This window comes from Winogradskyella sp. MIT101101, assembly GCF_047126865.1.
GTDB classification, from domain to species: Bacteria; Bacteroidota; Bacteroidia; order Flavobacteriales; family Flavobacteriaceae; genus Winogradskyella; species Winogradskyella ouciana.
Genome location: NZ_CP138982.1, coordinates 2,928,693 through 2,953,784, shown reverse-complemented (window position 1 = coordinate 2,953,784; position 25,092 = coordinate 2,928,693). Strand labels below are relative to the sequence as shown.

The 25,092-nt window shown below is 34.9% G+C and carries 27 protein-coding genes and 1 pseudogene; 13 read left to right on the top strand and 15 right to left on the bottom strand.

Features of this window, described 5'->3' with window-relative positions; genetic code table 11:
* Positions 1-56 precede the first annotated feature (56 nt).
* Together SIB89_RS13290 and SIB89_RS13285 are read right to left on the bottom strand one after the other, a co-directional pair.
* Positions 57-665 (bottom strand): thioredoxin family protein, encoded by a 609-nt coding sequence (locus SIB89_RS13290; RefSeq protein WP_412560152.1) that lies wholly within the window; start codon positions 663-665, stop codon positions 57-59.
* Between the two features lie 6 nt (positions 666-671).
* Entirely contained in the window at positions 672-1,217 is a 546-nt protein-coding gene (locus SIB89_RS13285; RefSeq protein ID WP_412560151.1) for a TlpA family protein disulfide reductase, read from the bottom strand.
* A gap of 231 nt (positions 1,218-1,448) precedes the next feature.
* Between SIB89_RS13285 and SIB89_RS13280 the strand changes: the two are divergent.
* The 8 genes and pseudogenes from SIB89_RS13280 to SIB89_RS13245 all read left to right on the top strand — a co-directional run bounded on the left by SIB89_RS13280 (position 1,449) and on the right by SIB89_RS13245 (position 9,010).
* Positions 1,449-2,850, top strand: a pseudogene (locus SIB89_RS13280) (anthranilate synthase component I family protein).
* Between the two features lie 347 nt (positions 2,851-3,197).
* Positions 3,198-3,764 carry an anthranilate synthase component II gene (locus tag SIB89_RS13275; RefSeq protein ID WP_155088534.1) on the top strand — a complete coding sequence of 189 codons (567 nt, stop codon included), beginning with the start codon at positions 3,198-3,200 and terminating at the stop codon, positions 3,762-3,764.
* A gap of 106 nt (positions 3,765-3,870) precedes the next feature.
* Complete coding sequence (gene trpD / locus SIB89_RS13270; RefSeq protein WP_412560150.1) at positions 3,871-4,866, top strand: anthranilate phosphoribosyltransferase; 996 nt, start codon at positions 3,871-3,873, stop codon at positions 4,864-4,866.
* A 51-nt stretch (positions 4,867-4,917) separates the two neighbouring features.
* Complete coding sequence (trpC, locus tag SIB89_RS13265) at positions 4,918-5,703, top strand: indole-3-glycerol phosphate synthase TrpC (protein WP_412560149.1); 786 nt, start codon at positions 4,918-4,920, stop codon at positions 5,701-5,703.
* A complete protein-coding gene (locus SIB89_RS13260; protein ID WP_412560148.1) occupies positions 5,700-6,395 on the top strand; it encodes a phosphoribosylanthranilate isomerase in 696 nt (231 codons plus the stop codon). The genes trpC and SIB89_RS13260 overlap by 4 nt, the downstream gene beginning before the upstream one ends.
* Before the next feature lie 329 nt (positions 6,396-6,724).
* Positions 6,725-7,906, top strand: coding sequence for a tryptophan synthase subunit beta (gene trpB, locus SIB89_RS13255; RefSeq protein ID WP_412560147.1), 1,182 nt, complete (start codon positions 6,725-6,727; stop codon positions 7,904-7,906).
* An 85-nt stretch (positions 7,907-7,991) separates the two neighbouring features.
* Positions 7,992-8,765, top strand: a complete 774-nt coding sequence (gene trpA, locus SIB89_RS13250; protein ID WP_412560146.1) for a tryptophan synthase subunit alpha — start codon at positions 7,992-7,994, stop codon at positions 8,763-8,765.
* Between the two features lie 98 nt (positions 8,766-8,863).
* Positions 8,864-9,010 (top strand): hypothetical protein, encoded by a 147-nt coding sequence (locus SIB89_RS13245; RefSeq protein WP_202913885.1) that lies wholly within the window; start codon positions 8,864-8,866, stop codon positions 9,008-9,010.
* An 85-nt stretch (positions 9,011-9,095) separates the two neighbouring features.
* Here SIB89_RS13245 and SIB89_RS13240 read toward each other — a convergent pair whose 3' ends face one another.
* Both SIB89_RS13240 and SIB89_RS13235 read right to left on the bottom strand, forming a co-directional pair.
* Positions 9,096-9,689 (bottom strand): DUF4331 family protein, encoded by a 594-nt coding sequence (locus SIB89_RS13240; protein WP_412560145.1) that lies wholly within the window; start codon positions 9,687-9,689, stop codon positions 9,096-9,098.
* Positions 9,690-9,709: 20 nt separating this feature from the next.
* Positions 9,710-10,366, bottom strand: a complete 657-nt coding sequence (locus SIB89_RS13235) for a DUF4331 family protein (RefSeq protein ID WP_412560144.1) — start codon at positions 10,364-10,366, stop codon at positions 9,710-9,712.
* A gap of 257 nt (positions 10,367-10,623) precedes the next feature.
* Between SIB89_RS13235 and SIB89_RS13230 the strand changes: the two genes are divergently transcribed.
* Positions 10,624-11,076 carry a tRNA (cytidine(34)-2'-O)-methyltransferase gene (locus SIB89_RS13230; protein ID WP_412560143.1) on the top strand — a complete coding sequence of 151 codons (453 nt, stop codon included), beginning with the start codon at positions 10,624-10,626 and terminating at the stop codon, positions 11,074-11,076.
* A gap of 88 nt (positions 11,077-11,164) precedes the next feature.
* Positions 11,165-11,491 (top strand): hypothetical protein, encoded by a 327-nt coding sequence (locus tag SIB89_RS13225; RefSeq protein WP_412560142.1) that lies wholly within the window; start codon positions 11,165-11,167, stop codon positions 11,489-11,491.
* A 167-nt stretch (positions 11,492-11,658) separates the two neighbouring features.
* Here the strand turns inward: SIB89_RS13225 and SIB89_RS13220 are convergent, their stop codons facing one another.
* From SIB89_RS13220 to SIB89_RS13190, 7 genes are all read right to left on the bottom strand, one after another.
* On the bottom strand, positions 11,659-11,883 hold the full coding sequence (locus tag SIB89_RS13220) for a VF530 family DNA-binding protein (protein WP_412560141.1): 225 nt from the start codon (positions 11,881-11,883) through the stop codon (positions 11,659-11,661).
* Positions 11,884-12,002: 119 nt separating this feature from the next.
* On the bottom strand, positions 12,003-13,280 hold the full coding sequence (locus SIB89_RS13215) for a DEAD/DEAH box helicase (RefSeq protein ID WP_412560140.1): 1,278 nt from the start codon (positions 13,278-13,280) through the stop codon (positions 12,003-12,005).
* A gap of 98 nt (positions 13,281-13,378) precedes the next feature.
* The gene (locus tag SIB89_RS13210; protein ID WP_412560139.1) at positions 13,379-14,188 is read right to left on the bottom strand and encodes a tryptophan-rich sensory protein; all 810 of its coding nucleotides are present in this window, start codon (positions 14,186-14,188) and stop codon (positions 13,379-13,381) included.
* A gap of 81 nt (positions 14,189-14,269) precedes the next feature.
* Positions 14,270-14,971, bottom strand: coding sequence for a uracil-DNA glycosylase family protein (locus tag SIB89_RS13205; protein WP_412560138.1), 702 nt, complete (start codon positions 14,969-14,971; stop codon positions 14,270-14,272).
* Positions 14,971-15,729: a peroxide stress protein YaaA gene (gene yaaA, locus SIB89_RS13200; RefSeq protein ID WP_412560137.1), complete on the bottom strand. Its 759-nt coding sequence runs from the start codon at positions 15,727-15,729 to the stop codon at positions 14,971-14,973. Before yaaA ends, SIB89_RS13205 begins: the two co-directional genes overlap by 1 nt.
* Positions 15,730-15,984: 255 nt before the next feature.
* Positions 15,985-17,016, bottom strand: a complete 1,032-nt coding sequence (locus SIB89_RS13195) for an RluA family pseudouridine synthase (RefSeq protein ID WP_412560136.1) — start codon at positions 17,014-17,016, stop codon at positions 15,985-15,987.
* Positions 17,017-17,020: 4 nt separating this feature from the next.
* Positions 17,021-17,572 (bottom strand): PASTA domain-containing protein, encoded by a 552-nt coding sequence (locus SIB89_RS13190; RefSeq protein WP_155088520.1) that lies wholly within the window; start codon positions 17,570-17,572, stop codon positions 17,021-17,023.
* A gap of 127 nt (positions 17,573-17,699) precedes the next feature.
* On the opposite strand from SIB89_RS13190, the gene SIB89_RS13185 reads away from it, so the two are divergent.
* Both SIB89_RS13185 and coaD read left to right on the top strand, forming a co-directional pair.
* Positions 17,700-18,677, top strand: coding sequence for a D-alanine--D-alanine ligase (locus SIB89_RS13185; protein WP_412560135.1), 978 nt, complete (start codon positions 17,700-17,702; stop codon positions 18,675-18,677).
* Between the two features lie 87 nt (positions 18,678-18,764).
* The gene (gene coaD / locus SIB89_RS13180; RefSeq protein WP_155088518.1) at positions 18,765-19,220 is read left to right on the top strand and encodes a pantetheine-phosphate adenylyltransferase; all 456 of its coding nucleotides are present in this window, start codon (positions 18,765-18,767) and stop codon (positions 19,218-19,220) included.
* On the opposite strand, the gene SIB89_RS13175 is transcribed toward coaD, so the two are convergent.
* From SIB89_RS13175 to SIB89_RS13160, 4 genes are all read right to left on the bottom strand, one after another.
* A complete protein-coding gene (locus SIB89_RS13175) occupies positions 19,213-19,857 on the bottom strand; it encodes a response regulator (protein WP_412560134.1) in 645 nt (214 codons plus the stop codon). The two genes, coaD and SIB89_RS13175, sit on opposite strands and share 8 nt — an antisense overlap.
* Before the next feature lie 19 nt (positions 19,858-19,876).
* The gene (locus SIB89_RS13170) at positions 19,877-21,817 is read right to left on the bottom strand and encodes a tetratricopeptide repeat protein (RefSeq protein WP_412560133.1); all 1,941 of its coding nucleotides are present in this window, start codon (positions 21,815-21,817) and stop codon (positions 19,877-19,879) included.
* A gap of 213 nt (positions 21,818-22,030) precedes the next feature.
* A complete protein-coding gene (locus tag SIB89_RS13165) occupies positions 22,031-23,902 on the bottom strand; it encodes a PQQ-binding-like beta-propeller repeat protein (protein WP_412560132.1) in 1,872 nt (623 codons plus the stop codon).
* 9 nt (positions 23,903-23,911) lie between these two features.
* Complete coding sequence (locus tag SIB89_RS13160; protein WP_412560131.1) at positions 23,912-24,445, bottom strand: DUF6252 family protein; 534 nt, start codon at positions 24,443-24,445, stop codon at positions 23,912-23,914.
* A 196-nt stretch (positions 24,446-24,641) separates the two neighbouring features.
* On the opposite strand from SIB89_RS13160, the gene SIB89_RS13155 reads away from it, so the two are divergent.
* The gene (locus tag SIB89_RS13155; RefSeq protein ID WP_412560130.1) at positions 24,642-25,088 is read left to right on the top strand and encodes a HEAT repeat domain-containing protein; all 447 of its coding nucleotides are present in this window, start codon (positions 24,642-24,644) and stop codon (positions 25,086-25,088) included.
* Positions 25,089-25,092 lie beyond the last annotated feature (4 nt).

Genomic DNA, 25,092 nt, shown 5'->3' with positions numbered 1-25,092 from the left:
TACACTTCGGATTAAATTTTAACATTTTTACTTTAAGCAAAGTATAAACTTCTCACTTACACCTTAATAGAACAGCCTATTGCTCTTGTTTCTTTTACCGGAACTTCCTTATTCTTCTTCAAGGCATCAACAGCATCTTCTACATATTTGGTGTTTACGGCACTAGCATCTTTATAATTGTCATCTATCGCTCCAATATATTTAACCACATTACCTTTTTTAGTTTTTTCTAAGATGTATACATGAGGTGTTTTAGTAGCTCCATACTGAGGATAAATTTTTTGTCCTTTATCCATTAAATATGGAAAGGTAAACCCTTTGGCTTTTGCTCTTGCTTTCATGGCTTCCATATTATCACCAGGTTTTACATCTGTATTATTTGGCATAATGGCAATTACTGGGTAACCTTGCGAAGCATATTTTTTATTGAGGGCCTCTATCCTATCTTCATAAGCAACAGCGTAAGGACAAGTATTGCATGTAAATATTACAATAAACCCTTTGGCATCCTTATAATCGGACAAAGACACCATTTTTCCATCAATGTTTTCTAGGCTGAAATCAGTAGCGATATCTCCAATTTTATAGCCATCACCATCTGTTGTTGTAAAAGCAGATAATGTTACCACTAACACCATAACTGCGAGTAATCTTAAAGTTTTCATATTAATCTATTTTAAAAATTGTTTTAGTTCGTTTTCTAGTTCTTCTTGAGTAAACGACTTTTCGTAAAACTGTCGTTTATCACCTTTGTATATAATTGTGGCTGGTAAAGCACCAGTCCAATTTTCGTTAATTGCAGGTATCCATCTATTTTGATCTGTATCATCAAAAGCTACCACTTTAGACTTTAAGTCGTGCTTTTTTATAAAAGGTTTTAACTTGGTATCGTAGTTTCTTGGAAAATCTAGACTCACCAATAAAACCTCTACGTCCCTATCCTTATAATCTTTATTTATTCTTTCAAAATAAGGTAATTCCTTAACACAAGGCGCACACCAAGTAGCCCAAAAATTGACCACATGTACCTTCTCGTCTTTTTTATTGATTAAAGGCTCTAAACCATCATAGTCATAAACTTTAAGGTCAAAATCAGAATTAGTGATTTGAGTTACTGACTGTTCCTTTTCATTGTTAGCATCAGCTACCTCTTGTTTAGCGGTCTCGTTCTTGCAAGACATAAAAATCAACAAGATTATTATAACACTGTATTTCATAACCATAAAGTTATCAATCCATCTATTTAATACTAAAAAATTAACAAAACATTAATTTAAATGTTTGATATTGAAATAATCCTTATTATATTTGGCACTCAAATGAAAACAAAAACAAATCATATTTGGTGGTGGAATTTCTCAAACTCATGTTCGTGAAATAACCCTTGGTATGTAGTAATATAAAAAAAGGCTTGTCATTCACGACAGGCCTTTTTTAATTTTAAATTGATGAAAACATTTAGTCTATACACACATTATAAAAAAATATTGGCAGATACCATTACTCCAGTGAGCATCTACCTTAAGATTAGGGATAAATTCCCTAACAGTATTCTTCTGGAAAGTAGTGACTACCATGCCAATGACAACAGTTTTTCTTATATCTGCTGCAATCCAATAGCCTCAATACAAGTTAAAGATGGTGTTATTTCCCAAACCTATCCAGATGGCAGTTCAAAAAACAATTTTGCCAATACTGTTGGTGTAGTAGAAGAAATCCACAAGTTTACTCAACGTTTTAAAGTAGATAGCAATAAAGAATTTAAATTCATTAATAATGGCATTTTTGGTTATACTGCCTATGATGCCGTTAAATATTTTGAGGACATAGAAATTTCTAAAAAGGAAAACTCAATAGATATTCCAGACATCTACTATGCTGTTTACCAAAATATTATTGCGATAAATCATTTTAAGAATGAAGCCTACATTTTTGCACACTGCTTTGATACGGAAAATAATATTGAAGAGATACTTCAGTTAATTCAAACAAGGCAATATGCTTCTTATGATTTCGCTACAAAAGGCGATATAGCATCCAACCTTACAGACGAGGAATACAAATCGCATGTAGAACTTGCAAAAAAAACATTGTGCAAGAGGAGATGTTTTTCAACTCGTCCTCTCAAAACAGTTTTCACAGAAATTCAGTGGAGATGAATTCAATGTTTACAGAGCATTGCGAAGTATCAACCCTTCCCCTTACCTATTCTACTTTGATTACGGGAGTTTTAAGATATTTGGAAGCTCACCAGAAGCACAGTTGATAGTAAGTGATAATAAGGCAGAAATCCATCCGATTGCTGGTACATTTAAACGTACAGGTAACGACTTAAAAGACGCTGAACTAGCAGAACAACTAATTAACGACGACAAAGAAAATAGCGAACATGTAATGCTAGTAGATTTAGCTCGTAACGATTTAAGCAGGCATGGCCACGGCGTAACCGTTGAAAATTATAGAGAAGTTCAGTTCTTTTCTCACGTCATCCATTTGGTAAGTAAGGTCACAGGAACGAAACATAAACACACAGATACTATGCAGGTTGTTGCCGACACATTCCCAGCCGGAACATTGAGTGGAGCTCCAAAGCACATGGCGATGCAACTTATAGAGAAGTACGAAAAAACAAGCAGAGCTTATTATGGTGGCGCGATAGGTTTTATGGATTTTGAGGGCAATTTTAATCACGCCATAATGATTAGAACATTTTTAAGTAAAAACCATAAACTCTTCTGGCAAGCAGGAGCAGGATTGGTTGCTAAATCTAATCCTGAAAGCGAATTACAAGAAGTATATAACAAGCTTGGAGCATTGACAAAGGCGATTGAACAAGCTAAGGAAATATGAAGTAAGCAGTAAGCAGTAAGCAGTAAGCAGTAAGCAGTAAGCAGTAAGCAGTAAGCAGTAAGCAGTAAGCAGTAAGCAAAAAAATAAAATTGAATTTAAAACAGAACCCAATAAATATGAAAGTCCCTTATTTCGACTCAGTCGGAAACAACGATTTTCAGAAATAATGAGTGAAAAAGCGGAACTGCGAAGCGCAGCTTCAAGCATGTAGCTTTGAAAGCGAGTGATGCTTTAGCAATTTCCTAACAAATCGTTTTGAATTTTTGGTTCGTTTTGTTTCAAGACAAAATGAAAATAAATAAAAAGATGTTTAATCAAAAAAGATACCTGCTTTCGCAGCCATGGATATGAAAAAAGTATTGGTCATAGATAACTACGACAGCTTCACCTACAATCTAGTACATTATTTACAGGATTTAGATTGTGATGTCACCGTAAAAAGAAACGACAAACTCACCTTAGAAGAAGTCGATGCTTTTGATAAAATCATCTTATCACCAGGTCCTGGAATCCCAGATGAAGCTGGACTACTGAAAAAAATTATTGCGAAATACGCACCAACCAAAAGTATTTTGGGTGTGTGCTTGGGACAACAAGCCATAGGCGAGGTTTTTGGTGGTTCCTTAGTGAATTTAGATACGGTTCACCATGGTGTGTCAACTAATGTTACAGTTTCTGTAGATGATGAAACCTTATTTAAAGGACTTAATAAAACTTTTGAAGTAGGCCGTTACCACTCATGGGTTGTTAACACAGATTTACCTGATAGCTTAGAAGCAACATCTTTCGATACTAACGGACAAATCATGTCTTTAAGGCATAAGGTTTATGATGTTAAAGGAGTACAATATCATCCTGAATCTGTTCTAACACCAAACGGAAAAACTATTCTTAAAAACTGGGTGAATAGTTAAATTGATTGACGATTGACGATTGACGATCGACGAATAACAGAAAATTTGGAACGAATAAGACTTAATGAAGATTAATTAAAAAGTTACTCGCTTCCGCGAGCATAAAATGAAAGAAATACTAAACAGATTAATAAACCAAGAAAGCATCTCCAGCGAGGAAGCGAAAAACGTACTCGTTAATATATCAGAAGGCAAATACAATCAAAGTCAGATCGCTTCATTCTTAACGGTGTATATGATGCGTAGCATTACCATAGAAGAACTCAGAGGATTTAGAGATGCGCTTTTAGAACTTTGTATTCCTGTAGAATTAGAAGGCTACAACACCATAGATTTATGTGGTACGGGAGGTGATGGCAAAGACACGTTTAACATTTCAACATTGTCGTCTTTTGTAACTGCAGGTGCTGGAGTCCATGTCACAAAGCATGGTAATTATGGAGTGTCTTCCGCTTGTGGCTCTTCAAATGTTATGGAGCATTTAGGTATAAAATTTACTAATGATATTGACTTTTTAAATCGCAGTATTGATAAAGCAGGTATTTGTGTATTACACGCCCCTTTATTTCATCCAGCTATGAAAAATGTAGCACCAATTAGAAAAGAGCTAGGTGTTAAAACATTTTTTAATATGTTAGGACCGATGGTTAATCCAGCTTTTCCTAAAAATCAGATGGTGGGAGTTTTTAACCTAGAATTACTAAGACTTTACGGCTATTTATATCAAGAAACAGATAAAAACTATGCTGTTGTGCATGCGTTAGATGGTTATGATGAAATCTCTTTAACAGGAAAAACAAAAGTCATTTCAAACAATTCTGAAACACTATTCGAGCCTCAAGATTTAGGTGTAAACAAAATAGAACAAAAAGAAATCTTTGGTGGTAATACAGTTGCCCAAGCCGCACGATTATTTACCAAAATAATTAGCGGAAAAGGCACTGATGCTCATAATAATGTGGTTTGTGCAAATGCTGGTTTAGCGGTAGCCACGGTAAAACAGATTTCACATAAAGAAGGGTTTGAATTAGCTAAGGAATCGCTGTTGGGTGGAAAAGCAAAAGCGAGTTTAGACAAATTGATTGAGTTGAGTGAGAAGTAGGAAGTTAGAAAAAAATAATTAAAAAAGATTACCACTTTCGTGGGAATAGACATGAATATTTTAGACAAAATAGTAATTGATAAACGTAAAGAAGTTGATTTATGCAAATCTCTGATTCCAATTCAGCAGTTAGAAGCTTCGGTACTTTTTGAGCGAGAAACAATCTCACTTGCTCAGAAATTAAAAACAAGTCCGTCTGGAATCATAGCTGAACACAAGAGACGCTCTCCATCTAAATCAGTGATTAATCAAAGTTTAAATGTTCAAGATGTTGCTAAAGGCTATGAAGGTGCAGGAGTATGTGGTATGTCTGTTTTAACAGATTCTAAATATTTTGGAGGCTCTTTAGATGATTTAATATTGGCAAGAGCAAGTTCTAAGCTCCCACTTTTGAGAAAGGAATTTATAATAGATGAGTATCAAATTATCGAAGCTAAGGCTTATGGAGCAGATGTTATTCTATTAATTGCTGCCATTTTAACCAGAGATGAAATCAAACAGTTCTCAGAACTAGCAAAAAGCCTTAATCTCGATGTTTTATTAGAAGTACATAATGAAGAAGAATTGGAAAAGTCAATTATGCCATCACTCGACATGTTAGGTGTAAACAATAGAAATCTAAAAACTTTTGAAGTCAGTTTAGAAACCTCTAAAATGCTCAGTGAACAAATCCCTAACGATTTTGTGAAGGTGTCTGAGAGCGGCATTAGCTCTGTTGAAGCCATAAAAGAACTACAACCTTATGGTTACAAAGGGTTTTTAATAGGTGAAAATTTTATGAAAACGAATGATCCAGGGCAAAGTGCTACAGATTTTATAAAAGCTTTAAAATCATGAAGCTAAAAGTCTGCGGCATGAAATATAACACAGCTGACGTTGCAATACTGCAACCCAACTATTTGGGCTTTATATTTTATGGCAAATCACCACGAAATTTTGAAAGTGCTATTCCAGAACTACCAAAAGGTATTAAAAAAGTTGGTGTATTTGTAGATGAAAAAGTAGAGATAATTGTAGATAAAATTGAAAAGCATCAACTATATGCCGTTCAGTTGCATGGTAATGAGTCACCTGAATATTGCCAAAAATTGAAACGTCATTACGAAAAGCGTAGCGACGAAGTAATCTCTTTCAAAGAAAAAGATTGCCACGATTTTTCGAAAAAGTCTCGCAATGACACATCAATTGAAATCATAAAAGTATTCTCAATAAAAGATGAATTTAATTTCTCTGTATTAAACGAATACGAAGATGTTTGCGATTACTTCCTATTTGACACTAAAGGAAAATTACCAGGAGGTAACGGTTACACTTTTAATTGGGGTGTATTGAAAGACTACCCATCAACCAAACCTTATTTTTTAAGTGGTGGTATTGGGTTGAATGAATTAGAAAAAATTAAAACTTTTAAAGAAAGTCCTGCTTCAAAATACTGTTATGCCATTGACGTTAACAGCAAATTTGAAATAGAACCTGGATTAAAAAATATTGAGGAATTAGAAAAATTTAAGCATGAGTTAAATAAATAGTTTTCAGTCACAGTATTAAAGTAAGTACCAATGATTGAAAACAGAAAACTAAAAAGATTGAACTAGAAATAAATTCAACAAAAATGAAAGTCCTGACTTCCGACATAAGCGGAATCATCAAAATTCAGAAATAAAGAGCGAAGGAATGTAGATGCGAAGCGCAGCTTCAAGCACCGAATTCCGAAAGTGAATGGTGCTTTAGCAATTTCCTAATTTTGATCGTGATTTTTTGGTTCGTTTTGCATCAAGTCAAAATGAACAAAAGAAAAAAGAAACATATTGCCACATCGCACAAAAAATGCGATTCGCAATGACAATATTTTATAATTATGAGTTACAACATCAACAACAAAGGCTATTACGGAGAATTCGGTGGAGCATTCATCCCAGAAATGCTCTACCCAAATGTTGAAGAGTTACGCCAGAATTATCTAAAAATAATGGCAGAACCTTCGTTTAAAGAAGAGTTTCATCAATTGTTAAAAGATTATGTTGGCCGCCCTTCTCCACTCTATTATGCAAAACGCCTTTCAGAAAAACATAACACCAAAGTTTACTTAAAGCGTGAAGACCTTAACCATACTGGTGCACATAAAGTCAATAATACCATTGGGCAAATCCTTATGGCAAAACGATTGGGCAAAAACAGAATCATTGCCGAAACAGGTGCTGGTCAACATGGTGTAGCCACAGCAACCGTTTGCGCACTCATGGGCATTGAATGTATTGTGTATATGGGAGAAATTGACATTGCAAGGCAAGCACCAAATGTAGCACGTATGAAAATGTTGGGAGCAGAAGTTAGGCCTGCTTTATCTGGAAGTCGAACGCTTAAGGATGCAACCAATGAAGCCATTCGAGATTGGATTAATAATCCGGTTGACACACATTATATTATTGGGTCAGCCATTGGACCGCATCCCTATCCTGATATGGTGACTAAATTTCAGTCCATCATTTCAGAGGAAATCAAATGGCAATTAAAAGAAAAGGAAGGCAAAGAAGATCCAGATTATGTAGTGGCTTGTATTGGAGGCGGTAGTAATGCGGCTGGTACCTATTATCACTTTTTAGACAATGAAAATGTTGGTATCATAGCAGTAGAAGCTGCAGGAAAAGGAATTCATTCGGGCGAAAGCGCAGCCACATCTGCACTTGGAAAAGAAGGCATCATCCACGGTTGCAAAACACTTTTAATGCAAACAAAAGATGGACAAATTACCGAGCCTTACTCGATTTCAGCAGGATTGGATTATCCAGGTGTTGGTCCATTACATTCGCATTTATACAAATCTGGACGTGGAGAATTCTATTCCGCCACAGATGATGAAGCCATGACAGCTGGGTTGGAACTATGCCAGTTAGAAGGTATCATTCCAGCGATTGAAACTGCTCATGCATTGGCCATTTTTGAACATAAAACCTTTAAACCAGAAGATATTGTTGTGATTAGCTTATCTGGTCGTGGTGATAAGGATTTACAAAATTATATAGATTATTTTAAACTCTAACGTCATTCCGAACAAAGTGAAGGAATCTCATGATGAGATTGCCACGTCACTTCGTTCCTCGCAATGACAAGAAAAATTTCAAAAATTGAACAGAATAAACCAAAAACTAAAAGAAGACAAAAAGCTTCTATCGATATATTTCACTGCAGGTTATCCCAATATAGATGACACTGTAACCATCATTCAAAATCTTGAAAAAAGTGGTGTTGATATGATTGAAATTGGATTACCATTCAGTGATCCATTAGCCGATGGCCCAACAATCCAAGCAAGTTCTACAGCAGCATTAAAAAATGGAATGACTACCGAATTACTATTTGAGCAACTCAAAGATATTCGTCAAACCGTATCAATTCCATTAATTATTATGGGTTACTTTAATCCAATACTACAATATGGTGTCGAAGAATTTTGTAAAAAATGTAAAGAAATCGGTATTGACGGATTGATTATACCTGACTTACCTGTTGATGTCTATCATTCAGACTACCAACAAACGTTTGAAAAATATGGTCTTATCAATGTGTTTTTAATCACACCTCAAACCTCTGATGAACGTATAAGATATATAGATTCGGTTTCGGATGGATTTATCTATATGGTAAGTTCGGCCAGTACCACTGGTGCAAAAACCGGTTTTGGAGATACACAAACCGAATATTTTGAGCGTATCGCCAATATGAATCTTAAAAACCCTCAGATTGTTGGTTTCGGAATATCAAACAACGACACCTTTACACAAGCGACCAAGTACGCCAAAGGAGCAATAATTGGCAGTGCCTTTATTAAACATTTAACCAATAACGGCGTGGAAACCGTTGCATCTTTCGTTAATCCTATTATCGCTACTGAAAATTAATAGTTTTTAACATTTAACTCTCTGATTTTAAGAACCTTTTGAGACAGAAATGATAAGTAATTCCTTATATTACTGTAAATACAAAAAAGCAAATAACCATGGGAATTACTAAAGATAAAAGAAAATTTAAAAGAGATAAAGAACAGAAAAATCCTTTGAATCCAGAAGGTGTGGCAAAAAAGACCAACACCAACAAATTCGATATTGATAAGGATACAATAAAAGATCAACAGAATAAAAAATAATTGATCAAAAAATAATTGATCATAAATAAAAAAAGAAAAGACCAACAATTTGTTGGTCTTTTCTTTTTTTTAAGCTGTTAACCTCTTACCAAGGTGTAGCTAAATACGGGAATGATGACAAGAATTCTTTATCATTGGCATCAACATTATCGTCTGATAATCCTGGAAATTCTGGATTAGTCAGTCCGGTTTCACCTCCAAAGATTAAAATTAATTCAACAGTAATAACATCGTCCGCTAAAGTTCTTCCTGTTAAAACATTAGTTCCATCAAAAAATGTGGTTGGAGCAACCTTAGAAACTGTAAGAACATCTGTTGCCAATACAGAACTAAATGTCAATGCATCTAAACCGAGCGCATTGGTGTCACCTGGCTCATTAAATGCTGGGCTTAATGCCATTAAGTTGTCTTGAAACATTTGCTGAAATGCTGCTCCTTGTTCTGAAGGTACAGTTACATTAAATAAGTCTTTACTACCCGAAGATACTAAAACCGTGTTAATAGCAGGCCTTCCCATTTGATCTTCTTGCACCCAAGTTCGTCCGTTAAAAGGATCTGATTTACCTCTTAATTCTAAACTATCCTCTTTCGAACTTGAATCGTAAGTTTCATGCTTGCTACAATTTAGCAATAGTGTGGAAACTACTGCCACACATAGAATATATTTTATTGTTTTCATAATATTTTGTTTTTAGTTGATTATTGTCTTCTTTTAGTTTCTACCCACGTATTTATAGTATCTGAGTCTCCCAACATGTTCTTAGGCACTTCAACAACTACTGACATTACATTTGTACCAGCGAATGTATCATTACCTTCAGCATTAAATGAACTGGCATTACCAGCTAGTATAGCTGTGTATTGAGTAAAATCAAAAAAGAAAGGATCATCTCTTGGCCCAGCAAAAAAGGTCATACCATCTGCGTTTTCAATTATAGCATCTTGGCCATACTTGGTAATTTTCACGGAATTTACAGTAGTTTCAATTCCTGGGTCATGGGTTGTTATCGTACCTGTCTCATTAGGAACTACTGGTCCTCTAAAGAACATTCTATTTCCTCTTGGAGCTGCTTGGATAACTAGGTCTTCTACCGCATCTCCATCCGTATCAATATTGAACTCAATCATGATATTTTGATCAAAATGGGCACTATTGGTTTTTTTTGGACTCAACAAACCTTGTACATTCGCTACAAACACTAAATTGTCTGTGTTTTCACCTTGAAAGGCGTAGAAATCTGTGATATCACTCGTACCACCTGCAACTGCTGGAGCATCAATATGATCTGCAGCAATGACAAAAAGGGTGGCAACCACAAAGGCGCCAACCAATACATAATTTTTAATTTTTTTCATTGGATTTAATTTTAATTAATATTTACATTTATAGGTACTTACGCAATTATTGCATGTGCAGTTTTATTTTTTTCAATAAATCGACTGATTTATTAAAAATACCAATGCATATAAACACATAAATAGAGTATTTTTTAATTTTTTTCTGCATTTATTATGAATATCTTAATTCTTAATGATTGAGGGATAATGAGATTTAGTTAAAAGATTCATTAAATAGAAAAAGTCTATTTTTATTTTTGAATAGATTTTATTTTATGCCACTAAACATCGTCCTTATAGAACCCGAAATACCAAACAACACTGGCAATATTGGCCGTTTGGCTTTAGCAACAGAATCTCGTTTGCACTTGGTAAAACCCCTTGGATTTGAAATTGATGATAAACGCTTAAAACGTGCTGGACTGGATTATTGGCAACATTTAGAAGTGATCTATTATGACTCTACAGATGATTTCTTTTCAAAAAACAAAGATGCTGAAATGATTTTCCTATCAAGCCATGGTACACAATCACATTGGGATATTGAATATACCGACAATATGTTTTTAGTCTTTGGTAAAGAGTCTGTAGGCTTACCTAAACCGTTAATTGAAAAACACCAAGATCAACTTTTTAAAATCCCGCTCTATAGTGAGGAAATAAGAAGCCTTAATCTTGCCAATGCAGTGAGCATTATTGTTTACGAAGGCTTGAGGCAACTTAGTTAATCTTTTCATAAAAGTATTATTTAGGATTAAACCCTTTTAAAATAGTTTGGTCATAGCAGTGTTCATTAATTAAAAAACACAAAAAATTATGATTTCAAAAACATTAAAAGTTGGTCTTTTTGTTGTTGCAATAGGCTCAATGGCATTTTCCAATGCACAAGAAAGAGAAGGGAAAAGAAAACCGAATCCTGAGAAAATCTTCAAAAAATTAGATTCTGATGCTAATGGCTCTATCTCATTAGAAGAGTTTAAAGCTAATCGCATGAAAGATGAATCTAAAGCAGAACTACTCGAAAAACGCTTCGCAAGAATGGATGCCGACAGTAGTGGAGAACTGGATATGGCAGAATTTAAAAAAGCATTGGCCAGAATGAAGGGAAGAAAAGACCGCAAACCAAAGCATGATGATAACTAACAAAAAAATCCTCTAGAAATTCTAGAGGATTTTTTGTTTAAACTATTTTGCCTTAGAATTTATTTGACTAGATAGACGAGAATGCTTTTATGGTAGGGTTAAAAGTTCAAAAGGTGATGTATTATATAATTATTTGAATAAAAGAAGAGTATAGTATCGCCTAAAATTTAACGCTTATTCCTCAACATCTCTAAATACATAGCTTCAACCTTGGTCCTAGCCCAAGGTGTGCACCTTAAAAATTTTAGGCTAGATTTTACCGAAGGGTCATGTGTAAAACATCGAATATTTATTTGGTAACCCATATACTCCCAACCGTAATGTGCTTGTAATTCAGTAATTATCTGTTCTAGTTTTATGCCGTGTAATGGATTGTTGGGTTGGGTTGACATACTTTCTTTTTGTCACTGCTATGAGACAGGCTTTTTACCAGTCTTGGTCATCTTATTGATTTCAATTTATGCAAAGTAAAAAAAGAGATTGCTTCGTGCCTCGCAATGACAGACAAAATTTAATTACTATTGCGTCTTCGGTTTCTATTCCTGTTTCGGTTTGAGTTCTTTTTGTTTCCTGAGTTTCCTGAACCTGAATTACGACCTCGACCTTGATTTCTATTTCTATTCTGGCCTGGCTTTATCGGTTCGGTTGATGCATTAGGATCTGGTTCAAAACCTTCAATAATCTCAACATCAATAGAGGTATCAATCAGCTTTTCTATACCACGCAAATAACTAATTTCATCAGCACTTACTAAAGAAATGGCTTGCCCACTTGCTCCTGCTCTACCCGTTCTACCGATACGATGTACATAGTCTTCGGCAATATTTGGCAATTCAAAATTAATGACGTGGGGCAATAACGGAATGTCCAATCCACGAGCTGCAATATCTGTTGCAACTAAAACACGTACTGTCCCTCTTTTAAATCCGGCTAAAGCCTTGGTTCTTGCGCCTTGGCTTTTATTCCCATGAATGGCTGCAGCTGTAATACCAGCACTTACCATTTTTTTCGTTAATCGATTAGCACCATGTTTAGTTCTGGTAAATACCAAAACCTGTTTCCAGTTGCCTTCAGAAATCAATTTAATGATTAAACCTGTCTTTTTGTTCTTGGCGACACGATGCACTTTTTGGTCAATAATCTCAACAGCTGTATTCTCTGGAGTGGCTTCAACCTGAATTGGATTATTCAAAATGGAATACGCCAATTTCTTAATATCCTTAGAAAACGTAGCTGAAAACATCAAGTTTTGCCGCTTATTGGGCATTAGTTTCATTACGCGTTCAATATCGCGTAGAAAACCCATGTCGAGCATACGGTCGGCTTCATCCAAAACAAATATCTCAACATGCTTTAATGAGAGGACTCCTTGATTTTCTAAATCAATCAAACGACCTGGTGTGGCTACTAAAACATCAATTCCATTTCTGATTGTTGCAACCTGTGGTTTTTGATTCACACCACCAAAAATCACAGCACTTCGTATATTTAAAAACTCGCTGTATTCTTTAACATTGGCATAAACCTGAGCAGCCAACTCTCTAGTCGGAGTTAATATCAAAGCTCTAATTGGTCTGTACTTTTCGTTAGGATTTTGCGAAAGAATTTGCAGTAATGGCAATGTAAAACCTGCTGTTTTTCCCGTTCCGGTTTGTGCAGAAGCTAAGACATCTTTTCCTTCTAAGACAGGAGGAATGGCTTTAGCTTGTATTGGAGAAGGTGTATCGTATCCTTTTTTGCCAATAGCTTTTAGCAAAGGCTCGGATAAGCCCAATGATTTAAATGACATACATCGTTTTTAGTTAAGATGAATATCTATTTAAAGCTCACCTCTTTTGTTTGGGCAAAGGTACTGTTAATTTATGCTCCTATATAACTTTTAGACAATTAATCTTCAACCTTAAAATTTTTCCATTGTTTCAATTTTACAATAGGATTGGTCGCTCTATTTCTATATCCATGAATACCTATAAACACTAATAATATAACAGTACCAACAAATGCTGCGAACATAACAATATCATTACTATCCTTGTTGGCATTGCCAATTCCGATTAATGCCCATATACCTACTAGAGCAAATTCACGCATATTACGATTCCATATGGCAAAGAGATTAATGACAACTGCAACACCTATCAATAATATTGTCCAAAATAAATCTGACATTCCGAAACCATCCCAACCCAGTTTAACAAGATAGCTCGAAATATTTACAATGCTCGCCACTGTGACCCATCCTGAATAAACAACAAATGGCCACCAAAGAAATAAAATAGTTGGAAAAGGTTCATCATCTAATTCCATTCGGTTATTCCATACAACTTTAAATAACGAAAAAAGTAGAAACAAGATTAACACACAAGACAGGCCAGTGAAGTCATAAACCCATGCAAATACCCAAAGCGAATTAAAAATACATGATAATACAAACCACCAACCAGTTTTTAAAATAAAATCATCATTTTTCACATCTACAAACAAACTTCTACCTTGATATATCACAAAGCCAAATAAGAGCAAATAAATAATTCCCCAAATTGAAAAAGCATATCCAGCAGGTGTAAAAAGTGAATTATAGCTATCCGAAATTTCGCCAATAGTGGTGTTATTTAATGCACCTGTAACTGAAACATAATTGATTGTTATAGTAATTATGAAAGCAATTACATTGGCTAATTGAAGTGTTTTTTTCATGATTTTACTTTTGTCTAAAATAGTTAATGTGACACTCAACCCTTAAATAATTTCAATTAAATAATAATTGATACAGTTTCATCATAGATACTCGCGGTATTGCATCACCCTAAAATCAAACGTATTAAAGTTTGGATCTTTGGCTTTTAGTTGCTTGTATAGTGGTAATCTGCTAATTGAAATGTTTGCTGCTCCTGAGCCTGAGGTTAGGGAAACGGTTTTGAGGGTTCTTTTTGAACTTAGTTCTGATTGATGAGATTGCTTCGTTCCACTCGCAATGACAGGTAAGGAAAATTTGTGAATTCTGGGTACTTCGTTATTTACCAATTCTAATTTTAGGTTGTAATCTTTTAGGTGCTTTCTAAAAAAGTATTCTGGTCCGTTTTTACTGTTGCCTCCTGTAAATAAAATGGTTTCTATACTTGGATATTGTTTTATGTATCCAACAACATCTCGCAGTTTTATATTCTTCATACCTAAATCTGAGGCATCAATTTTTTCGCGTTCTGCGCTTTCTACAATATCGCAAACACCAATTTTGTGTTCAATTAAAAACTTTTTACGCTGGTCAGTGGCTTCTTGCGAATTGTCGTATCGTAAATTAAGATTATGGATTTTGTCTATAAACAGCCATAAGGAATTGTAATAGCTTCCGTAGCAAAAGTCAACATCCTTTTCTAATAAGTCTCCTGTTGAAAACCGTGGAGGTGGCAAGGTGCCGACAATAAGTTTTTTAGTATCAGGTTGAATAAAAGGTTTGTAAGGATGTTTGTGAAAAAACATTACCTTATAAAAACCAATTCATTTTCTGATGATAAGTCTTCGCTAAAGCCATAGCCTTCGTAATTAAACCCTTTAACATCATCTAAGGTTTTTGCATCCGTATCAATAATATAGCGTGTCATGTAGCCTCTCGCCAATTTAGCAAACGTCATAATTGTTTTATATTCTCCGTTTTTCAGGTCCTTAAAGTTTGCGGTAACTACAGGTACTTTTAAAGCTTTGGTGTCAATGGCTTTAAAGTATTCGTTACTAGCTAAGTTTAAAAAGAGTTCATCATCCTCTAACTCATCGTTTAAGGTTTGGGAGACTTTCTTCTTCCAAAACTCATAAAGATTTTTGTTTTTGCCCACTGGCATTCTGGTGCCCATTTCCAACCGATATGGTTGAATTAAATCCAACGGCTTTAAAATACCGTACAACCCTGAAATGATTCTAACTGTATCCTGTACTTTATCCAACTTTTTGGTATCAATCGTATAGGCATCAATCCCTCTATAGACATCACCACTAAACGCATATATAGCTTGTCTTGCATTGTCTTTTGTAAACGGTAAGCTCCACTCTTGGTTGCGCTCGTAATTGAGTTGCCCTAGGTTATCAGAAATCTTCATCAGTTTTGATAAACTCTTTGCCGACTTCTTTTTCAACAATTTATTTAAGCGCTCTGCCTCTGCCAAAAAACAACCTTCCGTAGTTTTGGTTGTTGGCAACTTGGTTTCAAAATCTAAGGATTTAGCTGGTGATAGTACGAGTTTCATAGTCAACTTCCTGCGAAGGCAGGAATCTCATTAAGGTTAAACAATATTTCTTCTTCAAGGTAAAAATACAATGTAAAAGCAATAGTTTCAAGTATTGTCAACAACTAATCTTGATAGTTGTATAATGAATGTCTATATACAAGAAAAACTAGCTTTTGTTGGTGTATTCCACCAACAAAGTGTTTTTTGTAAAAGGACTTGAACTGTTGGTGGAAAACACCAACCGAGGCAAAGAGATTCCTGTCTTCGCAGGAATTAGCTTTGATGCTTGGCATAACCTCTCCACTTTTCTATGCATTGCTGCATATCTTCTGGTATATCTGTGGAAAAACTCATCCATTTGCCTGTTGTAGGATGCTCAAAACCAAGTGTTTTTGCATGTAGAGCTTGTCTTGGCAATATTTTGAAACAGTTTTCTACAAACTGTTTGTATTTGGTAAAGGTTGTGCCTTTTAAGATTTTTTCACCTCCATAGCGCTCGTCATTAAAAAGGGTATGACCAATATGTTTCATATGCACGCGGATTTGATGCGTGCGACCTGTTTCGAGTTTGCAGCTCACTAATGTGACATAACCTAAGCGTTCAATAACTTTGTAATGCGTAACAGCAGGTTTTCCTTTGTAGGCATCATCACCTTCATATACCGTATTTTGCAATCTGTTCTTAGGATGTCGGCCAATATTACCTTCAATAGTACCTTCTTCATCTTCAATATTTCCCCAAGCCAATGCGACATATTCCCGCTCGCTTGTTTTTTCAGCAAACTGGTTAGAAAGATGTGCCATTGCCAACTCGGTTTTGGCAACCACCAATAATCCACTGGTATCTTTATCGATACGATGCACTAAGCCTGGTCTATTGCTAGAGTTGTTGGGCAAATTTTCAAAATGAAAAATGAGGCCGTTAATCAATGTGCCAGAATAATTTCCGTGACCAGGATGCACTACCATTCCTGCAGGTTTGTTCACTACCAACAAATCATCATCTTCGTAGACAATATCAATTGGAATATCTTCGGCAACCAATAAATTTTCGTGAGGAGGATGCTCAAATTTTACAGTAATTTGGTCATTGGGCTTAACCTTATAATTTGACTTTACGGTAGTACCATTCACAAAAATGCAACCGTCTTTTGCTGCTTGTTGAATTTTGTTTCGTGTAGCGTTTTCAACAAAATTCATTAAATATTTATCTATACGAAGTGGTTGCTGGCCTTTCTCTACTTTAAAGGCATAGTGTTCGTAAAGTTCGTCATTGTCTTCAGACATATCCACAATATCAGCCATACACCTAGCGGTTTCCGTTACCCAAAACCAAATCTATGGTCGATGTTAATGGCAACATCTCACCAGGCTTTAGCGTTTCACCATTGTGTCTCATACCCAAAACCACGTCTTTACCAATATTGTCTATGTAGGTAATCTCACCAATTTTAAACTCTAAAGCCTTAAGTTGAGGTTTTGCTTGACGCAAAGTACGTTTCAAAATATTTGGCACTTCAACTTTTCGGTATCCAGAAGGATTTAGAATTAAATAAATCTTTCTGTTTTCTTTTACCTGAGATCCAGAGTCTGGATTTTGCTCAATGACTGAATATTTTGGGTAGTTGGGATTAAAATTTGCAGAATCCTGAATTTCCATGGCTAAATTCAAATCATTCAATTCTATTTTAACCGTTTCTATAGATTTACCTTTTAAGTCTGGTACAACGACAAACTCTCCATGGTTTGTCGTAACGTTTAGCCATTTTAGCATAATAAAACTTAAAACAACAATAGCCACAATAGCCAATGCCAATTGCTTTAAAAATACTTTGCTGGTAAGAAACTTAACTAAACTCATAGGCTATTTTGTTGTTGACAAATCTAATAAATAATCTAACGTTATAAAATTAATATACGTATGCCTATTAACATTTAGATTATTGAAAATAAATGATACTTTTACATTATAGCATGAAAGTTAAAGCATGAAAAAAAATATAGCCATAATTATGGGAGGCTATTCTAGCGAATATGAAATTTCGCTTAAGAGTGGTAATGTGGTTTACAATACTTTAGACAAGGACAAATACAACACGTATCGTATTCATATTTTTAAGGATAAATGGGTGTTTGTTAATGATATGAATGAAGAGTTTCCTGTAGATAAAAACGATTTTTCCGTTTTAGTGAATGAAACTCGAATTTCGTTTGATTGTGTCTTTAATGCCATTCATGGCTCACCTGGAGAAGACGGCTACATGCAAGCGTATTTTGAATTAATTGGCGTACCACAAACGAGTTGCAGCATGTACCAAGCCGCTCTAACTTTTAATAAGCGAGATTTACTGGCAACGTTGAAACCTTTTGGCATTAAAACTGCTGAAAATTATTATCTGGACTTGGGAGACACTATTGATAATGGTGCCATTGTTGCCAAAGTCGGTTTACCTTGTTTCGTAAAGGCCAACAAAGCCGGAAGCAGTTTCGGGATTTCAAAGGTTTACAAAAAAGAAGATTTAAAAGCTGCCATAGACAAATCGTTTAAAGAAGATAATGAAATCATCATCGAGCAGTTTTTGGATGGTGTTGAAGTTTCCGTAGGTGTGATTTCCTATAAGGGCGAAACTAAAGTTTTACCGATTACAGAAATTGTTTCAGAGAATGATTTTTTTGATTATGCCGCCAAATATGAAGGTAAATCCCAAGAGATTACTCCTGCACGTATTTCTGACGATTATGCTAATAAAGTTAGAAATGAAGCCAAAAAAATATACGAAGTTCTGAATATGACTGGCTTTACAAGAAGCGAATTCATTTTTAAAAACGACGAACCTTATTTGCTCGAAGTGAACACCGTTCCAGGTCTAACTAACGAAAGTATCTTACCACAGCAAGCCGCTAAAGCTGGTATTAGTATGGAGGATTTATTTGATAATGCTATTGAGGAAGCGTTGAACAAATGACGATTTTTGAATACACACTCAATTTCTTAATGCTTATCTTTGTTTAGAGTTTAATTAAAAAGATTCCTGCTTCCGCAGGAAGAGAATATGAAACGAGCATTATTTCCTGGATCATTTGATCCCATCACTAACGGACATTACGATATTATAAAGCGTGGCATAAAACTTTTTGATGAAGTTGTCGTAGCCATTGGTATCAATTCAGAAAAGAATTATATGTTTTCTTTAGAAGAGCGCAAAGCTTTTATTAATGAAGCATTTGCCAATGAACCAAAAGTAAAAGTGACAACATATAAAGGGTTAACTATAGATTTCTGTAAGGAAATTGATGCTCAATTTATATTGAGAGGATTGAGAAACCCTGCTGACTTCGAGTTTGAAAAAGCTATTGCCCATACCAACCGAAAACTTTCTAAAATTGAAACCGTTTTTCTCTTAACAGCAGCGAAAACATCTTATATCTCGTCTTCAATCGTCAGAGATGTTATTAGAAACAATGGGGATTATACGAAGTTAGTACCAGATAGTGTGAGGGTTAAATAATATTATTCCGCTTTGCTTTTTGAACAGCTTCTAATTTATTATGAACTTGAAGTTTGCGATAGATATTCTCAATGTGCTTTCTAATAGTTCCTGTAGAAAGTATTAGGTTTTCCGCAACAGCATTGTAGCTCAAACCTTTACTCAGCTGTTCTAAAACATCAACTTCTCTATTCGTAAGTTTTATACCTTCCTTTTCTTTTTCTTGAACAAAGGGGTTTCTAAGTAGTTTTAATGTTTTTAATGCAATGGATGGATTCATTGCTGCACCACCATTTAAAGTTTCTAAAATACCAGAATGTAAGTCACCTGCATTAATTTCTTTAAGTAAGTAACCATCAGCTCCTGCTTTAATAGCATTGAAAATGTTTTCGTCATTATCAAAAACCGTAAGCATTATAATCTTAATGTGTGGGTATTTTTGTTTCACTTTCTCTGTAGCTTCAATACCATTCATTATCGGCATTTCTATATCCATTAATATTAAATCGAGGTTGTGATTACTTTCTAATCGTTTTAGCAAGTCTTCACCATTCATAGCGTTGAACTTTACAGTTAAATCTTCAAAAAAAGACAACTTCTCCTCTACAGCTTTTATAAGAAAGGTATTGTCATCTACTATGGCTATTCTGGTGGTCATTTTACAAAAGTTGAATTATTTAAATTGTAAGTTTTATGATTGTGCCTTCATTTTCTTTAGACTTAACAATGAACTCTCCTTCGATTTCCTTTGCCCGTTTTTCCATATTGTTTAAGCCATTACCTCTTATGATTTTCTCTTTGTTAAACCCAATACCGTCATCCGTTATTTTAAACACTAGGTTTGATAAGTCCTTATGAACGTTCACTTCGATTTTTGAAGAATTGGCATATTTTAAACTATTGTGGATGGCCTCTTGTATGATTCTATAGATGTTCATGCCCTCAACCGATGTGAATTTTTTTGAAGTATCTACACGCTCATCTACACTAAATTCAAATTCAATATTGGCATCAGACAAGTGGGCTTTTTCGATATAATTGGTAATTCTGGTCTGTAGATCCTCAAAAGTGATTTCGTTTTTGTTCATTGCCCAAATGGTATCCCGAAGTTCATAAATAGTACCAGATGTGAAATCACTAATGTTATTTAGTTTAGTTTTTAGTTTCTCGTCCTTTATATCAAACCCATACTTTAAATTATCAATTGATGAAATAATAAAGGTGAGTTGGGCTCCAATATTATCGTGTAAATCCCTAGAAATCCTTAATCTTTGCTCCTGCAATCTATTCTGTGTTTCAATTTTTAGCAAGGCATCTTTGAGTTCGTTTTCTTTTTGAAGCTGTCTGTTTTTAAGCTCTTGTTGTTTATAAATTAAATAACCCAATATACCTAAGATTATCGCAAGGGCTATGAGACCAAAAATCTGGTAATTTCGTTCTTGGATGATTAAATCTCGTTCAGCTAGTTCTGCACGCTGTATGAGAATTTCCTTTTCTTTTTTTTCAGTTTCATACTTTATCTCCATATCTGCAATTGCCTTTGCATTATTTTCGGAAAAAATCGAATCTTTTAAGGAAATAAACTTATGCTTTGATGCTCTTGCTTTGTCATAATTATTGAGCATATAATGTGCTTCTGCACTGCTTAAATAAAGATCTGTTGCCACCAATTCAATTTCAGGATATTTATCAACCAGTGTAAAACCTTTATTTATATACGAGAGTGCTTTTTTAGGCTCATTACGCTCATTATACAATGTTGCAATATTATTATAAAGGGCCAAAATGCTTTTTTCGTCTGCCTTAAAGTTTTGTGGTTTGTCTAAAGCCTTTAAATAGGTTGAGAGTGCTAAATCTGTGTTTCCTTTAACATAATAGGCATTGGCCAAATTGTCTAGCAAGCGATAGTAATCTATGAGGTTATTCTTCTTTTCGGCAAGAGCAATACCTGTTTTGTACGTTGCTATCGCTTCATCTAATCGCCCTAAATCCTTTAGATTAATGCCAATATTGTTATATGAGGCAATCTGTTCATTTTCAAGATTATATTTTTTACGTACTTCTAATGCTTTTTTATGATAGGTCAATGCCTTTTCGGCCAGATTCATTTCTTGGTATATAAGCCCTATGTTGTTTAAAGAAGCTGATGTTGAACGTTCGCTATCTCTCGCTTCATCCATTTTTAGGGATTGGAAAAAATAGTCGAGCGCATCGTTATAGTTGCCTCTGTTCCAATTGAACATTCCAAGATTATTTAAGCACATGGACTCAATGTTGTCAAAGTTATACTCCCTACTCATCTTTAGGGCCTTTTCGAAATAATAAGCAGCAGAGTCTGATTTCCCAGTAACATCCATGTAAATACCATGGGTATTTGTCAATTCCGTAAGTCCAAATTTAAAATTTGCATTATTGGCAAGTTGCTTACCTTCTTTTATAACATCAAGCGCTTTGTCCGTATCGTTAAAGATATAGCTGAACCCAATTTTGTTGTACATTCTTATTTTAACAGAATCATCCTTTATTGTTCTAGCCTCGGTAAGCAGACTGTCTAAGTTTTGAGAAAAACCGAAGAAGGTGTACAGAATTAAGCAACAACTTAATGATAGTTTTCTCATAACTGGTATAGACACAAAAAGCATCAGGTATATTCTGTGATTTATTACAGAAATTATAACTGATGCTTTTTTAAAAAAATTGATTAATAGCATTACTAATATATCATTATTTAGGCGTAGGTCTATTTTTTTTCGATTAATGGACAATTTAAAAAGATTAAGCGCAATCTGTAAATAATTACGCCTAATCATAACAAATCTCAACAACAAGATTTATTTACTAAGATCGTAAGCGTATATGATCTTATCGTTTGGTTTATAATATAGAAACCCACCATACTCATCTACTTTGTACACTGGTTTTTTATCCTTTAGTACAATTTCTTTTTCGGTATTGCCAGTATCTTTATTTAGTTTAACCAAACCTACACCATCATCTAATTTGGTTAAAACAAACTGCGCATCCTTGGTTGCGGACGTTGCTTTAAAACGTTTTGCCATCTCATTAAAAGATGCTGTACCAATTGCTGAGAACATATCTGCTGTGCGTTTCATTCTTGCACCATACTGGTTATACTGACCAAGATAATTTTTGTTTGCGCCAGCGCGCAGGGAAGCATCCATAGCCAATCCTGTAGAAGCTACAGCCACTGCTCCCGCTAATATAGCACCAAAAGCACTTTTACCTGGTGCTCTGTGGTACTCATGCCAATTAGTTTTACCATCCCAGTCGAGCAGCATTATATTTTGATCTGAGCTCAGCAAAATACCTCCATCTCTAACCTCTAAACCAGTTGGATCTTCTTTTCCTTCAAAATCGACTTCTACTAAGATTTCTGAATCACCAGAACTTGTATTAATACTCCATAATTTTTCATCTGCGGCAATTAAGTACCTGTTGTTTTTTTCATCTAAAGTAGAACTAACCACATTTGCTCTTTTAAACTTTAATGGCTTAGACCACACCTGGTCACCAGTTTCTAGATTAACAATATTGGCGTCTTCTGAAGTGATATAAATAAGTCCTTGTGGCGTTTCTGCCATAGTTAGAATATTCTCTCCTGTTTTTAAAGGCTTTTTGAATAACGGTTTACCATCATAAGAGACTTTATTGATTCCTCCTGACTGAATACCGAATAAAATACCATCTTCCATAATATAGAAATGTTGCACATAGCCTTTGGTTTTTGGTGCTTTATCCCAAAGATCCTCACCATTAGAGGCATTGAACATTGTAATTTTTGATTCAGACTTAGCGGCTAATGCACCACTACCACCTGCCACATCACTTACAACAGCCAATCCTTGTGGCAATATCTGAAAGTTAGAAACACTTCCTTTCACTTTACGTTCGTCTTGCCATGCTTCAGAACCATTGGCTCCTATTTTATAGATCCTAGTGTTTTTTCCATTAGCGGTTGCGGCAAAAGCATAAATATCTGTTTCGGCTTCATTGCTGGTCATCCAATTGACATTCTTCACCTTATTTTCCCAAAGTGTTTCTCCCGATTTTGATTTTGCAATAATACCTTGACTTGTAGGGATTAACATTTTATCCTTTAAAAGTAATGGCTTACCAGTAACAGCATAATTTTTCATGGTTACTTTTCCTGGCTTCACCAAGAAAAATGAATAATCCTCCTCACCTGTACCTAAATCATATACAGCAACTTTTGGAGTTACATTTTCAGCTTTACCTCCACCCTTTTGAAATCCACTTACCACGAGCTTGTTCTGTGGCATCATAACGTCGCAAGTAAATACATTCTTCCAGCCTTTAGACTCTGTTGTAAAAAGTATTTTACCTGAAACATGGTCTATCACAGCTTTTTTAGAAGACAAGTTTCCAAAACCGGTTTGCCCTACCATTACATAAGGAGATAATGGTATATAGTTCAATTCTTCTGGCTTTACTCTTCCATAATCTGTAAAGTTGAATAATAACTCATTACTACCAGGTTTTATCCCTACCAAACCGTCATTGGTAGCTACAACAACAGTCCCTCCAACGGTTATCGTCATATCATTAATCTTAGCACCAAGATCATATTTAAAGTCTGGTGTTTCTTGAGCAAACAATGATGTAGCACCTAAAACGAGTACCAACATCATTGCCTTTTTAATTTGAATTAATAGCGTTTTCATACTCATCAATTATGTAGTCTGCTTATCTAAATTGAAAGATCCATTGGTAATAGTCTTCACAGATTGATCTCCATTTACATTTTTCCCAGAGAAGTTAAATGTCCCTATCACCTTAGAATCTGTTTCCTCTGAGATATTGATTTCACCAACTTGTGTGTCGTCATAAGGTGCCTGCCAAATTTCTGTTGTTGAATTCTGAGGATTATTAATATCCACATCGGTTTCTGTGTATGAAGCAGAGTTAAAAATATTAGCTCCGCCTCCAAGTGGGTAAGTTCCTGGGCCAGAATAACCAATGATAGTTATTGCAAAGGCATTCCCATCACTATTTGAAGCTATAATGATTAAGTTCTGTCCATTATTTGCTACGGTCGCTGAAGATGAAATATCTAAAGATTGAAAATTAGTACCATCAACGCTTGCGGTTAGGGTTCCTGAAGGTGCATCTCCACCTCCTCCGCCATCGTCATCACTTTTGCATGATGTCAATGCCACTAAGGATACTGTCATTACTAATAACATGAAGTTTTTTAAAGTTCTCATTGTTGAAATATTTATTGGTTAATACTGAGACAAATCTCAACAATAAGATAAAGGCAAAACATACGATGAATTACGTATATTTTTACAATTCATTAATTATCAGTTATTTAAAAACATATAAGCGTAGTGTTTGAGGTGATTTTTGTAACAATATGTTGAATTTTACTACATATAATTAATAGCCAACACCTGTTTTATGCAAAATTCTTTTTCATATCTACTCTTTATATTGAAGCTAGTTCAGCCTTCAAAAAACACCATCTTAAGTTGGATGCACGCTAATGCTGTAGATAAATTAGAATATGCTTTAAAACATGGCAATTATAAAACACGTCAGTTAGCGGCAGAGGCTCTAGAGCATGTTGGCAGACCTTCGTCCGTACCTATTTTGCTGCATGCGATGAACGATAAAATTCAAAACGTGTCTATTGCTGCTCTTAATGCGCTTGAAAGTTTAGGATGCAACGATGAGCTTGTAATTTCTATTACTAGAAAACGCTTTAATTGGGTAAAGGAAATAAGAGAGAAAAAAGAAAAACAAAGTGGACAACGCGATAAAAAACATAACATCTATCGTTGGGAGCGCACGAGTAAAAAGAACTTTGAAATGGTCAAGGAACGACTAAAGAGACCAATTCGTTAGGTTA

Excerpts from the sequence above, each read along its gene's own strand:
- SIB89_RS13290 (WP_412560152.1), bottom strand. The coding sequence starts at position 665 with ATGAAAACTTTAAGATTACTCGCAGTTATGGTGTTAGTGGTAACATTA.
- SIB89_RS13285 (WP_412560151.1), bottom strand. The coding sequence starts at position 1,217 with ATGAAATACAGTGTTATAATAATCTTGTTGATTTTTATGTCTTGCAAG.
- SIB89_RS13275 (WP_155088534.1), top strand. The coding sequence starts at position 3,198 with ATGAAAAAAGTATTGGTCATAGATAACTACGACAGCTTCACCTACAAT.
- trpD (WP_412560150.1), top strand. The coding sequence starts at position 3,871 with ATGAAAGAAATACTAAACAGATTAATAAACCAAGAAAGCATCTCCAGC.
- trpC (WP_412560149.1), top strand. The coding sequence starts at position 4,918 with ATGAATATTTTAGACAAAATAGTAATTGATAAACGTAAAGAAGTTGAT.
- SIB89_RS13260 (WP_412560148.1), top strand. The coding sequence starts at position 5,700 with ATGAAGCTAAAAGTCTGCGGCATGAAATATAACACAGCTGACGTTGCA.
- trpB (WP_412560147.1), top strand. The coding sequence starts at position 6,725 with ATGAGTTACAACATCAACAACAAAGGCTATTACGGAGAATTCGGTGGA.
- SIB89_RS13245 (WP_202913885.1), top strand. The coding sequence starts at position 8,864 with ATGGGAATTACTAAAGATAAAAGAAAATTTAAAAGAGATAAAGAACAG.
- SIB89_RS13240 (WP_412560145.1), bottom strand. The coding sequence starts at position 9,689 with ATGAAAACAATAAAATATATTCTATGTGTGGCAGTAGTTTCCACACTA.
- SIB89_RS13235 (WP_412560144.1), bottom strand. The coding sequence starts at position 10,366 with ATGAAAAAAATTAAAAATTATGTATTGGTTGGCGCCTTTGTGGTTGCC.
- SIB89_RS13230 (WP_412560143.1), top strand. The coding sequence starts at position 10,624 with ATGCCACTAAACATCGTCCTTATAGAACCCGAAATACCAAACAACACT.
- SIB89_RS13225 (WP_412560142.1), top strand. The coding sequence starts at position 11,165 with ATGATTTCAAAAACATTAAAAGTTGGTCTTTTTGTTGTTGCAATAGGC.
- SIB89_RS13220 (WP_412560141.1), bottom strand. The coding sequence starts at position 11,883 with ATGTCAACCCAACCCAACAATCCATTACACGGCATAAAACTAGAACAG.
- SIB89_RS13215 (WP_412560140.1), bottom strand. The coding sequence starts at position 13,280 with ATGTCATTTAAATCATTGGGCTTATCCGAGCCTTTGCTAAAAGCTATT.
- SIB89_RS13210 (WP_412560139.1), bottom strand. The coding sequence starts at position 14,188 with ATGAAAAAAACACTTCAATTAGCCAATGTAATTGCTTTCATAATTACT.
- SIB89_RS13205 (WP_412560138.1), bottom strand. The coding sequence starts at position 14,971 with ATGTTTTTTCACAAACATCCTTACAAACCTTTTATTCAACCTGATACT.
- yaaA (WP_412560137.1), bottom strand. The coding sequence starts at position 15,729 with ATGAAACTCGTACTATCACCAGCTAAATCCTTAGATTTTGAAACCAAG.
- SIB89_RS13195 (WP_412560136.1), bottom strand. The coding sequence starts at position 17,016 with ATGGCTGATATTGTGGATATGTCTGAAGACAATGACGAACTTTACGAA.
- SIB89_RS13190 (WP_155088520.1), bottom strand. The coding sequence starts at position 17,572 with ATGAGTTTAGTTAAGTTTCTTACCAGCAAAGTATTTTTAAAGCAATTG.
- SIB89_RS13185 (WP_412560135.1), top strand. The coding sequence starts at position 17,700 with ATGAAAAAAAATATAGCCATAATTATGGGAGGCTATTCTAGCGAATAT.
- coaD (WP_155088518.1), top strand. The coding sequence starts at position 18,765 with ATGAAACGAGCATTATTTCCTGGATCATTTGATCCCATCACTAACGGA.
- SIB89_RS13175 (WP_412560134.1), bottom strand. The coding sequence starts at position 19,857 with ATGACCACCAGAATAGCCATAGTAGATGACAATACCTTTCTTATAAAA.
- SIB89_RS13170 (WP_412560133.1), bottom strand. The coding sequence starts at position 21,817 with ATGAGAAAACTATCATTAAGTTGTTGCTTAATTCTGTACACCTTCTTC.
- SIB89_RS13165 (WP_412560132.1), bottom strand. The coding sequence starts at position 23,902 with ATGAAAACGCTATTAATTCAAATTAAAAAGGCAATGATGTTGGTACTC.
- SIB89_RS13160 (WP_412560131.1), bottom strand. The coding sequence starts at position 24,445 with ATGAGAACTTTAAAAAACTTCATGTTATTAGTAATGACAGTATCCTTA.
- SIB89_RS13155 (WP_412560130.1), top strand. The coding sequence starts at position 24,642 with ATGCAAAATTCTTTTTCATATCTACTCTTTATATTGAAGCTAGTTCAG.